This window comes from Leifsonia sp. ALI-44-B, assembly GCF_001984125.1.
Lineage (GTDB): Bacteria > Actinomycetota > Actinomycetes > Actinomycetales > Microbacteriaceae > Okibacterium.
Genome location: NZ_MTQL01000007.1, coordinates 1,343,769 through 1,354,915, shown reverse-complemented (window position 1 = coordinate 1,354,915; position 11,147 = coordinate 1,343,769). Strand labels below are relative to the sequence as shown.

Below are 11,147 nucleotides of genomic sequence, written 5' to 3'. Positions count from 1 at the left end.
GCGAGATGCCAGCGTGCGGTAAACCGGGGTTTACCAGCGGTAGTGCGCGAAGGCCTTGTTGGACTCGGCCATCTTGTGAGTGTCTTCACGACGCTTCACAGCGGCACCGAGGCCGTTGGAGGCGTCGAGGATCTCGTTGGTCAGACGCTCGGTCATGGTCTTCTCACGACGACCCTTCGCGTAGCTGACGAGCCAACGGAGGGCCAGCGTGTTGGCGCGGTGAGGCTTGACCTCGACCGGCACCTGGTAGGTGGAACCACCGACACGACGCGAGCGGACCTCGAGCGTGGGGCGAACGTTGTCGAGCGCCTTCTTCAAGGTGACGACGGCGTCCTGGCCGTTCTTGGTGGAGACACCGGAGAGCGCGTCGTAGACGATGCGCTCGGCGAGGCCCTTCTTGCCGTCAACAAGGATCTTGTTGACGAGCTGGGAGACGATCGGCGCGCCGTAGACGGGATCTGCGACGACGGGGCGCTTCGGAGCGGGACCCTTACGAGGCATTACTTCTTCTCCATCTTCGCGCCGTAACGGCTGCGAGCCTGCTTGCGGTTCTTGACGGCCTGCGTGTCGAGGGCGCCGCGAACGATCTTGTAACGGACACCGGGGAGGTCTTTCACACGACCACCGCGGACGAGCACCATGGAGTGCTCCTGCAGGTTGTGGCCCTCACCGGGGATGTAGGCGGTGACCTCGGTGCCGTTGGAAAGCTTCACACGAGCGACCTTGCGCATCGCCGAGTTCGGCTTCTTGGGGGTGGTGGTGTACACACGGGTGCATACGCCACGCTGCTGCGGGTTTGCCTTCAGGGCGGGAGCCTTGGTCTTGGAGACCTTCGGCGTGCGACCCTTCCGGACCAACTGCTGAATAGTTGGCACTACTTCTCCTTGTTTGTGCTGCACGGTGACAGCGAATGTGCTTTTAGCATTCGACGCGCCGATTGCTCGGAGCATTGAGTTCGATTGGATCCGTCAGGATGAGCAGAAGGCTCAGCCAGTAGGCGACGGATATGCCGTGGGGGCTGGTCGATGGTCGACCCGACCCGATGTGTGAGAGATGTGAACCCGAGCAGACCCTTTCGGGCACGGTTCATGGCACGACAAAGCGCACACCCCTGCAATGTTACGCGGCGGGGGTCGGGCGGTCAAGCCGGAGGGACAACCCTCCAGGCCCCGCTCAGCCGCGCGAAATCGACGAGACGAAGGTGGCTCCGTCGGCCGTGATCTCGGTGATGTCACCGTTCACGAACACGGGGATCGGGCCCGCCGTGGCCGTGCCGGTCGCACCCGACGCGTTGTCGCGGATATCGGCCTTCAGGTTGGCCTGGCCCGTGGCACCCGTCGACACGCGGTATCCCGTGCCGTTCCACTCGCCGATGGTGAACGTCGGCCGCGGGTCGAGGGTCCACGTCGTGTTCGTGTAGGTGTAAGCGGGGTTCTTGCCCGTGGCGTAGAACGAGCAGCCGGCCGGATCGAACTCGGTGGATGCCTGGCAGGCGTCCAGCCAGGAGTTGACCGCGTCGTTGGCCTTCTGCGTTCCCGCATCCGTGAGCGCGACCGTGAGATCGGCCGAAGGCGCTGCCGCCGAGCCCGTGAAGCCCTCGACCGTGACCTGCTGGGCCTCGACGGAGTAGAACTCGTTGTCCTCGGCCAGGCCGACCTCGTAGGTGCCCGGGAGTGCGCGCAGGGACTCGGCTCCTTCGGGGATCGCGATACCGACGACCGCGGGGGCAACCGCTGACGGGCCTGTCATACCGACAGTGATCGTGCCGAGCGGCACTTCCTCGAGCGCCCACTTGTCGAAGAAGATCGCATCCTTGCCGTCTTTCTGCAGCGTGAATTCTTCGGTGAGTTCGGCGTCGCCCTGCGTGATGGTCGCGGTGACGGTGGCGGTGTCGCCGGATGTCGTCGTGCGGCCGATCTCGTAGGCGGACGGGCGGTCGGCGACCTCGGCGTAGGCCTTGTTGGTGAGCAGGACATCCGCGTCGGCGTCGACCTCCGTTCCGGCCAGCTTCAGGGCCTCGGCGGCATCACCGTCGACGAGGGCGTCGAGGTAGGCCGTGACCTGGTTTTCCGGCGCGTGCGCCGCGGTGCCCACGGAGTAGCCGACGATGCCGCCGGCGATGAGCAGGATGAGGACGACGACGGAGGAGATGATGGCGATGATGGGGCCGCGGCGGCGCTTCTTGCGAGGGGTGTCGGTGCCCGGTCGGCTGGACGGCCCGGAACCGGTCGGCGGGATGGGGCCGGTGTAGGGCGTGCCCTGCTGCGGGGCGACGGGGGGCTGCTGGGCGGCCGGGCGGGACTGAGCGGCGGGGCGGGACTGAGCGTTCGGGTATTGCTGAGGAGTCGTCGGTTGCTGGGCGCCGTAGTTCTGCGGCGGCTGCTGCCCTGAGCGCTGCTGAGTGGGTTGCGCCGGGTACTGCTGCGTCGGCTGGGCAGGGTACTGCTGAGTCGGCTGCTGCGGGCTGGGCTGCTGCGCGGGGTATTGCTGGGCCGGCTGGGCGGGCCACTGCTGCGTCGGCTGCTGTTGGCCCTGCTGCGGCTGGCCCTGCTGCGGTTGGCCCGACTGCTGGGCAGGGTACTGCTGCTGGCCGGGCTGCTGCCCGGGGTACTGCGGGGCCGACGGGGCGGGGTACTGCTGCGTCGGCTGCTGGGGAGTCGGCTGCTGGGCAGGGTACTGCTGGGCCGGCTGCGCGGGGAACGGCTGGCCAGGACGCTGTTCGGCGGGGTTCTGCTGCTGCGGGTGCTGTGCCGAGGGTGTGGGGTGCTGAGCCGGGGCGGATGCGGCGGGAGCACCGTTCGCGGGCATCGGGGGGACGGGCGGGAGCGGCGGGCGCTCGGGGCGGTTGTCGTCGTCGGTCGGCTGCGTCATGGTGTCCCCCGGGATGTGGAATGAGTTGTTGCTGGAAGTTTAGTGACGCCGGGCTGTGGCTCGAACATCCATCACCACTGCGAGGGCGGGGCGTCGAGCTCGAGGCTCAGGTCGGAGAGGAGCGCGGCGACCTGCGGTTCGACGTAGATCGCGACCGCGCGCTCGATCCGACCACGGTGCTCGGCCATGGCGATGCAGACCAGTTTGCCGGCGTGGATGGCGCACTCGTCGGCCAGGCGGATCTCGGTGCGCAGGGCGACCTTCTCCTCGTCGGACAGTGGCGGGGGCGGAGGTGGCGGCGGCGCGGCTTGCGGTGTGTCGAGGTCGGCGAGGCCCGCCAGGGTGAAGAGGTAGGGGGCCGAAGGGTCGGGCTCGGGGTCGAGAGGGAGGCCGTCGTATTCGGGCTCGAGGCCGTGTTCGGGGCGATAGGTGGCCGCCTTGCGCCGCTCGGCCTCGGTGAGCTCGTGGCGGAGGAGCGGCAGGTTCTTGTTGGTGTAGTCGTCGACGACGTCATCGACGATGGCCTTCACGCGCGTGGAGAGACCGTGTTGCACGGCATGCGGCACATCGTGGTCGAGACCCGCGGCCACCATCACGGGCGAACCGAAACAGCGGCGGCACACTCGCGTGCGGCCCGTGTGCGTGGACGGGTGCCAGCGGGGCAACCACTTCAGCCACGCGTCCACCGCCTGGCTGACACGCGTCTCGAGCGACCGGTCCATGACCATACGTTACCCGCGATCCCGTTCCCACGGCCAGAGCGGGCGGCGCGGATGTTCGCCACCCACGATCACGAGGATCGCGAACACCAGCGCGACGACGAACGCGGCTACGGCCACGGCGAGGGCGAAGGGTCCGAGGAACGTGTCGCGGGCGAAGATGACACCCGCGAGGATGCTGCCCGTCGTGGCCGCATAGAGGACGGCGCCGGAGAGGGCGTAGACGAGGTAGGTGGCCAAACCGGTCAGGACGGCCCATCCGACCGGGACGCGCGAGGGGTCGGAGGCGGGTGGGCGCGGGACCGCCGGAGACGGGTTCGAGGGAGAAGAGGGCGGCGCGTCCGAAGGCCGGGTGTCGGGAGCCGGAGAGGAGGAGAGCGGCACACCGAAGTGCCGGGCGTCGGAGGACCGGGCGACGGGAGTCCGAGACGAAGAGGGCGGCGCACCGAAGTGCCGGGCGTCGGAGGCCGCAGACGAAGAGGGCGGCGCGTCGAAGGACTGGGCGTCGGGAGTCGAAGGCGGTTGCGCGCCCGGGGTCGGGCGGGCGCGGAGGGTGGCCGCCCGGCGGAGGAGCGAGATCAGGACGGTGGCCAGGGCGAAGGCGACCATGGACGGGCCGACGAGCGGGCCGGCATCCGGTTCGTCGATGACCTCGAGGTTGGTGAAGAGGCTGATGAAACCGAAGGCGCAGACGACGAGGGCGAAGAACGTGATGGCCGCGAAGACCGCGAGGACGATGGGATAGCGGTTGGGCTCGCCGGACGGAGTCGACATGGCAGCGCGTCAGCGACGGCGGATGTGGACGGGGTATTCGCCGAAGCGCAGGGACTCGTCGTCGGCGACGGGGGTTTTGACACCGGGGTCGACGAAGCGTTCGGCGCCCGTGGCGGAGATGAGGGAGGTTCCGTTCGTCGACTCGAGGTCGATGACCCAGAGACCCGAGGAGTCGAGGCCGACGGCCGCGTGGGTTTTCGAGACGCTGCGCTGCGTGTCGTAAAGGCGGGCTCTGGCCGTGATGTCGAGGTGGGACTGCGGCTGCGGGTCTCGGCCCAGCAGGATGCCCGTGACGAGGGGCACGACCTGGCCATCGGGGAGTTCGAGTTCGATTGCTGAGGCCGCCGTGACGCCGCGGGCCGGGGTCGACGGGGCAGGCGCGGGGTGTCCGGCTGCGTCGGGGTGCGAGATCGTTCCGGATGCCGCGGCCTGCGTTGCGGGAGCCGGAGGCGTGACGGGTGCCGGGGCCGCGCCCGCAGGGGACGACAGTGGCGGCGCGGCAGCCGGCGCTGAAGCCGCGCCCGCGGGAGGAGACAGAGGCGGCGCGGCGGCAGGCGTTGATGACGCGGGAGCGCCCGTCGCAGGAGAGGCGGCCGAGGGAGCGTGGGTGGGAGCGGCCGCGGGGACGATGGGAGCCGGGATTGGGAGCGCCGAGCCGACCGCGTCGGCCGGGTCGGGCTGACGGGCAGATGCCAGCTGCGCGGGCGCCTGCGGGAGGGATGCGTCCGCTTCGGAAAGCTGCTGTGCGGAAGGCTGCGATGCGGATGTCTGCGGTTCAGAAGGAGCAGACTGGACCGCCGGAGGAGCAGCGGGTGCGTCGTTGGCGGGCGTCGGGAGAGGGGCCGCGCCGATGGTGCCGGGGTTGCGGGAACCGGGCGCGACCGGGATGGTGCCGCCCGTGATGCCGAATTCCGGCTTCAGAACGGGGATAGGGTCGCGCGAGAAAGCGGTCTGATCGGTGCGAGGGGCCGCGACGCCCGGGGGCAGGCCGATCTTGCGCGCCGACGGCTGCTCGGCCGGTCGCTGTTCCGGGGTCGGCGGCTGCTGCGACGGCGCCGGTTGTCCGCCGAGGTTCGAGACGGGAGGGAGGGGTGGCGCGGGCGGAAGTGGCGGGGGCGGCGGAAGAGGCGCACCGGGAGGGGTCGGTTCGGAACCTGAGGCACCGGGCACGGGCGGGAGCGGCGGGCGGGGCGGGATGGCAGCATCCCAGCGTTCGCGGTCGGTCACTGCTACTCCCCCTTCTGCTCGGGCTGGTTCGGCGTTGCTCGGTTGCGTCGAAGGCGGTTCGGCTTCGACGCGGGCTGCTGCGTCGCCGGAGTGGCCGCCGGGTTCGGGTTGGGGTTCGGCCGTGTGGATGCCGCAGAACCCGAGTTTTTCTTCGACGCGCGTCCTACGCTACGCCGCGCGGGAGTGGGCGCGCCACCCGTCGTCGATTCGGCGGCGGCCGAGCAGGCCGAACGCTTGGGCTTGTGGTCGGGAGCGGTCAGGCGGTCGCTGACGCGGCGCTTCGAATTGACGCGGAAGCGGCTGCGCTGGCGGCGCCACCAGCCGACCGCCGAACCGGTCGAACGGATGCGGCGCTCGGTCTCGCTCCAGATGGCGTCGACCTCGGCTGCGGGGACGTCGACGCCCGCGAAGACGGCGCGGTCGGCATCCCGGGCGACGGCGGCGAACGAACCGCTCGCGGACGACGCGGCGGTCGCCGACGAACCTGGGAGGCGACCATCAGGCGAACTCGTGGGGCTCTGCCCGGCCGCGGGGGCGCTCGACGCCAGGATCGACGGGGTTCCGGAACCGCGGGCGGCCGGGTCGGACGGGGGCGCGAACGACGCGGGCTGCGACCCCGAAACGGATGGCGCCGCCTGAGCCGTCGACGCACCCGAAGAGTTCGATGCACCCGAGGAGTTCGAGGCATCCGAAGATTTCGACACCGAGGACGACGGCACGGCGGCGGCCAGCGCAGCGGCCGTCGCGCGACGCGTCATACCCTGCGGCACCTCGACGCCGTACTCGGCGTGGCGGTCGAGGAGCTCGTCCCACGCACCCGCGGCCTGACGGTCGGGGGTGGGCGCGTTGCGACGACGCTTCACGCGGCGGCGCTTGATGGCCATGACGATGAGGAACGGGATGAGGTAGGCGAGGATCGGCACGGCCAGCGCGGCGGCGAGTCCATACATCCAGGTGGGGACGACGATCTGGTCGTCCTTCTTCTCGTCGTTGCTGTCGTCGATCTCGACGTTGGTGAGCAGGTCCTCGTCGCGCTTGTCGACGCGCGGGGGCTGACGCACCTGAGGCTGCGGCTCGGTCTTGGGCTTCGGGTTCTGATCCTGCGGGATCTCGGTCTCGTCCGGGGTCGGGTCGAACTGCACCCAGCCGACGCCCTCGAAAGGTACCTCGACCCAGGCCGTGACGTCGTTGCCCGTGATCTTGGTGGCGCCGTCTTCGGAGACGTTCTCGGGCGCGAAGCCCATGACGACGCGCGCAGGGTAACCCAGCTGGCGGGCCATGAGCGCGAACGCCGAGGCGTACTGCTCCTGGTCGCCGATCAGCTGGTTGCGCGTGAACAGCTCCTCCATGCGATCGGCACCGTGGCCGGCGCGCGAGGTGGCCGTGTCGCTCGCGAGACCGTGGCTCAGATATCCGCTCGTCTTGAGGTTGTTCTCGATGGCGCGCAACTTGCCGATCGGGCTCGTGGCATCGCCGACGAACTCGTTGGTCTTGGCCTTGACGATGCTGGGCACGCGCTGCACGGCCGGCAGGGTGACCGAGGCGACGGGCACATCGGCGAGGGCCTCGTCGGAGGGCTGCGTCTGCAAAACGGACTGCAGGTCGTAGGTGAACTTGGGGCCGATGCCCGACGTGACGACGGCCGTGGCGGTGTCGGCGTTGAAACGCAGGTCTTGCGACTTGTCGGGCGTCTCGGGCAGTTCGAGGCCGGTCGGGTAGCCGACGACGGGCAGCCACGGGCCCTGATAGCCCGTGACGGAGACGTCGATGTTGCGCGAACCCTTGGCCGTCAACAACTCGGGCGCGGGCAGTTGGCGCGAGACGAGCTGGAACGACCCCGAACCGTCGGTCTGCACATCGGCGGGCGCGAGCTTCCAGAGCTCGCCGTCGTACGTGTCCATGGTGGCGAGGCGCAACCGGTCGCCCTTCTCGAGGCCCGTGACCTCGAACAGGTCGGTCTCGGCGAGGGTCTTCGTGTACTGCCGGAAACCGCTCAGCGGGCTCGGGTACTCCTCGGGGTCGAAGGGTGGCTGCACGTGCTCGCGCACGACGACACGATCGGCGGATGGCGGGGTGAGGAAGCCTGCGCCCAGCCCGGCGACGAGGGCGGCGGCCAGGACGACGGCGCCGGTTCCGAGGAGTTTGGTGCGGACGAGACCCGAGCGGTCCTGCAGGCTCACGTTCTCGGCCGAGCTGCGGCGCCAGCTCAGCCACACGAGCGCGATGGCCGCGAAGACGATTCCACGCGCGGCGGCGAAGAAGGGTCGCTCGGTGCCGATGACGACGCTGAAGATGTAGAGCGCGGCGGGGCCCGAGAGCAGCACGGCGAGGCGGCCGGGCGTGCGGTCGTGGCGCGGCATCCAGCGCAGGGTGAGGATGGCCGAGACGAGGCCCACGAGCCACGCGGCGACGTAGGGCAGCACGTTGATGTACTCGGGGGCGCCGACGGGCGGGGCAAGGGTGAGGATGTCTCGCCATCCGAAGACCGCGCCCAGGGCGAGGGAACGCAGCGTGACGAGCGTGGGCACGACGCCGGCAATGGCATCCGCCGTGACCGCGAAGGCGCTGCCGAAGACGAAGTAGCCGACGAGCGCGAGGAGGGCCGTGAGGAGGGCGTTGAGGCGCCAGCGGTGGGAGAGGTAGCCCGCGGCCGTGCCGACCAGGAGGCCGCCGAAGGCCGCGAGGAGGTACCAGTTGTCGCTGAAGGCGGGGGCGAAGCCCCACAGGCCGATGAGGCTGAGGAACGATACGACGCCGAGGTCGCGCCAGGCGAGGGGCGTGACCGTGCCTCGCGGGAGGGGCGGGCGGGGCGCGGCGGGTTGGCGGGGCGCGCGCGGCGGGCGACCGCCACCGGAAGCGGACGCAGCGGCCCGGTTTTCGGCGCGCTCGGCACGGGATGCGCGGGCGGGGCGTTCGGCGCGGTCGGATCGATTGCCGCGGGGGGAACGATCCGACGACTCTCCGCGGGCGGCGCGTTCGGCGCGTGATCCGCGCGCAGGACGGTCGGTGCGGCCGGTGGCGTCGGCGCGTTCGGCGCGACCTGCTCGGCCGCGACGTGAGGGCTTCTCCGAGACGGCCGGGGGCATTGCGCTCGCACCGGCACCAGGAGTTCCCGCAGCACCCGCGGCGGAGGCACCAGCGGCCGGCGGCGGGGTGATGCGCGAACCATCCCGGTTCGGCTGGGGGAACACGCCGCTCATACGGCCCTCGCCATCACGCGCGGGAGGTCGGTGAGAGCGCCGATCGAGATGACACTGAGGCCCGCGACATCCGTCAACCGAGCCTTCTGGCCGAGCGCCACCGCGATGGCGATGACGTTGGTGTCGCCGCCGAAGAGGCGCTGCACGGAACGGTAGTCCGAGGCATCCATCAACGAACCGGCGACGATGACGACGACGCTGGGCGGGGGCAGGCGTTTGGTGGCCTCGCGGGCGAATGTGCGCGCGTTGCCCGTCTCACCCTCGAGGGGTTCGATGCGGCACGAGTCATCCAAGATCGACACGACCGAGTGCGTGCGCAGTTGCAGGCCCTCAGTGACGACGCTGATCTGGGTGCCGTCGCGGATGACCTGCGAGGCGATCGAGGCGGTCGCCGACACGGCCAGCTCGAACTCGTCGTCGGACGCGTAGTAGCGGCGGTCGCGCGAGTGCACGATGGTCAACTGGCTGCGCCGGGACTCCTCGAACTGGCGCACCATGAGTTGGCCCGTGCGCGCCGACGAGCGCCAGTGCACATAGCGCACATCGTCGCCCGTCACGTAGTCGCGCAGCGCGTGGAAGGAGATGTCGTTGTTGGTGATCTTTTTGGTGATCTGGCCCTCGAGGTCGCGCACGAGGCCCGCGGCCGTGGGATGCAGGCGTGTGGTCACGGGGTGCACGAACAATTCGATGGGCTCGGTCCACTTCACGACGCGGCGGAACAGCCCGAGCTGGTCGCCGCGCACCGAGACGGCGGGGCCGGCATGGATGACCGCGCGGCGGTTCGTGGGAACGGCGAACAGTTCCTCCGTGTCGGCGTTGGCGGCCAGACCCGGGATGGCGAACTCGGCCAGGCCGCGCCCGACGGGCAGCTCGAGCGTCGTCGCGGTGGAACGCTTCTCGCCCACGTTGGTGACGAGCACGCGCCCGATGGCCCGCTCCCCCACCGTCACGCGGCGCGGGTTGAGCTCGATCTCGACGCGGAAACGTGAGCGTCCGAAGAGGAAACAGGCGGCGACGATGCAGGCGGCGGCCAGCGTCGCACCGACGATGAGCAGCTCGGCCCAGCCGAAAACAGCACCCACGACGAGCGCGGTGGCCGCGGACGCGAGCACGAGCCATCCGAGAGGTGAGACGACCGCGAGAACCGGTCGCACGTAGCGCCAGGCCCAGAGCACCCACGACGACACGACGCGCCGCAGCGGTTCGGTTCGGCGGGCGACGACGGCCGAGGACCGGCCGAATGCCCGCGCGACAGAGCCCCCGGCCTGGCGGAGGCCGTCCAACGGCACGCTCAGGCGGGGTTTCGTCGGGCGGACGGTTTCGCTCATGCGGCGCGGTAGGCCGGGGCGGGCAGGTCTACGACGATGCCCGCGATGATGTCTTCGGCCTTGACGCCGGCGAACTCGGATTCGGAGTCGACGATGAGACGGTGCGCGAGGACAGGCACGGCGAGTTCGGCGACGTCGTCGGGCGTGGCGTAGGTGCGGCCCTGCGACAGCGCCCACGTCTTGACCATGCGGGCGAGAGACAGGCTGCCGCGCATGCTCACGCCCAGCGCGATGTCCTTGTGGTCGCGCGTTGCACCGACGATGTCGGTGATGTATTCCATGACGCTGCGGTCGACGTGCACATCGGTGGCGAGCTCGGCCATGGCGATGAGGGCGTCGGGGCCGATGATGGGCGTGATCTTCGAGGCACGCGAGCGGTTGGCGGCATCCATCAGCAGGTCGACGGCGATGGAGCGGTCGGGGTAGCCGAGCGTGGTCTTGATGATGAATCGGTCGAGCTGGGCTTCGGGCAGCTTGTAGGTTCCGGCCTGCTCGACGGGGTTCTGCGTGGCGATGACCATGAACGGACGGCCGACCGGGTAGCTCTCGCCGTCGACCGTGACCTTGCCCTCTTCCATCACCTCGAGCAGCGCGCTCTGCGTTTTCGGCGACGCGCGGTTGATCTCGTCGGCCAGCACCACGGAGGCGAAGATCGGTCCCTTGTGGAACTCGAACTGGTTGAGCGACTGGTTGTAGATGGTGACGCCCGTCACGTCGGAGGGCAGCAGGTCGGGCGTGAACTGGATGCGCGAGTTGGTGCCCTCGAGCGTGTTGGCCAGCGCCTTGGCGAGCACCGTCTTACCCGTGCCCGGGAAGTCCTCGAGCAGCACGTGACCCTCGGACAGCAGCGACGCGATGATGAGCTTGATCACGCCCTCCTTGCCCAGGATGGCGCCGCCGACGTTCGTGACCAACGAATCGAACGCCCCGGCGAACCACGTCGCCTGTTCCTGACTAACGCTCACGTTTTGCTCTCTCTTCTCGGGTTAGAAATGCTGCGGGTGCTGCTCGGGCCGACGTGCGAATCG

At 69.9% G+C, this 11,147-nt stretch carries 9 protein-coding genes; all 9 read right to left on the bottom strand.

The window, feature by feature from the left end; translation table 11 throughout:
* Window positions 1-30: 30 nt before the first annotated feature.
* Window positions 31-501 carry a 30S ribosomal protein S7 gene (gene rpsG, locus ALI44B_RS13320; protein ID WP_077055076.1) on the bottom strand — a complete coding sequence of 157 codons (471 nt, stop codon included), beginning with the start codon at window positions 499-501 and terminating at the stop codon, window positions 31-33.
* Window positions 501-875 carry a 30S ribosomal protein S12 gene (gene rpsL, locus ALI44B_RS13315; protein ID WP_077055075.1) on the bottom strand — a complete coding sequence of 125 codons (375 nt, stop codon included), beginning with the start codon at window positions 873-875 and terminating at the stop codon, window positions 501-503. The genes rpsG and rpsL overlap by 1 nt, the downstream gene beginning before the upstream one ends.
* A 298-nt stretch (window positions 876-1,173) precedes the next feature.
* Window positions 1,174-2,871: a zinc ribbon domain-containing protein gene (locus ALI44B_RS13310; protein ID WP_077055074.1), complete on the bottom strand. Its 1,698-nt coding sequence runs from the start codon at window positions 2,869-2,871 to the stop codon at window positions 1,174-1,176.
* Window positions 2,872-2,942: 71 nt separating this feature from the next.
* Window positions 2,943-3,593, bottom strand: coding sequence for a spermidine/putrescine ABC transporter substrate-binding protein (locus tag ALI44B_RS13305; protein ID WP_077055611.1), 651 nt, complete (start codon window positions 3,591-3,593; stop codon window positions 2,943-2,945).
* A 9-nt stretch (window positions 3,594-3,602) separates the two neighbouring features.
* On the bottom strand, window positions 3,603-4,364 hold the full coding sequence (locus ALI44B_RS13300) for a DUF6121 family protein (RefSeq protein WP_077055073.1): 762 nt from the start codon (window positions 4,362-4,364) through the stop codon (window positions 3,603-3,605).
* Between the two features lie 9 nt (window positions 4,365-4,373).
* Window positions 4,374-5,591 carry an FHA domain-containing protein gene (locus ALI44B_RS13295; RefSeq protein ID WP_077055072.1) on the bottom strand — a complete coding sequence of 406 codons (1,218 nt, stop codon included), beginning with the start codon at window positions 5,589-5,591 and terminating at the stop codon, window positions 4,374-4,376.
* 2 nt (window positions 5,592-5,593) lie between these two features.
* On the bottom strand, window positions 5,594-8,791 hold the full coding sequence (locus ALI44B_RS13290) for a transglutaminase TgpA family protein (protein WP_143459265.1): 3,198 nt from the start codon (window positions 8,789-8,791) through the stop codon (window positions 5,594-5,596).
* Window positions 8,788-10,119, bottom strand: coding sequence for a DUF58 domain-containing protein (locus ALI44B_RS13285; protein ID WP_083710026.1), 1,332 nt, complete (start codon window positions 10,117-10,119; stop codon window positions 8,788-8,790). The genes ALI44B_RS13290 and ALI44B_RS13285 overlap by 4 nt, the downstream gene beginning before the upstream one ends.
* Window positions 10,116-11,084: an AAA family ATPase gene (locus ALI44B_RS13280; protein ID WP_077055070.1), complete on the bottom strand. Its 969-nt coding sequence runs from the start codon at window positions 11,082-11,084 to the stop codon at window positions 10,116-10,118. Before ALI44B_RS13280 ends, ALI44B_RS13285 begins: the two co-directional genes overlap by 4 nt.
* Between the last annotated feature and the right edge of the window lie 63 nt (window positions 11,085-11,147).

Bases quoted from the DNA above. Each gene is read 5' to 3' on its own strand.
- ALI44B_RS13305 (WP_077055611.1), bottom strand. From the start codon at position 3,593: ATGGACCGGTCGCTCGAGACGCGTGTCAGCCAGGCGGTGGACGCGTGG.
- ALI44B_RS13290 (WP_143459265.1), bottom strand. From the start codon at position 8,791: ATGAGCGGCGTGTTCCCCCAGCCGAACCGGGATGGTTCGCGCATCACC.
- ALI44B_RS13310 (WP_077055074.1), bottom strand. From the start codon at position 2,871: ATGACGCAGCCGACCGACGACGACAACCGCCCCGAGCGCCCGCCGCTC.
- rpsG (WP_077055076.1), bottom strand. From the start codon at position 501: ATGCCTCGTAAGGGTCCCGCTCCGAAGCGCCCCGTCGTCGCAGATCCC.
- ALI44B_RS13300 (WP_077055073.1), bottom strand. From the start codon at position 4,364: ATGTCGACTCCGTCCGGCGAGCCCAACCGCTATCCCATCGTCCTCGCG.
- ALI44B_RS13285 (WP_083710026.1), bottom strand. From the start codon at position 10,119: ATGAGCGAAACCGTCCGCCCGACGAAACCCCGCCTGAGCGTGCCGTTG.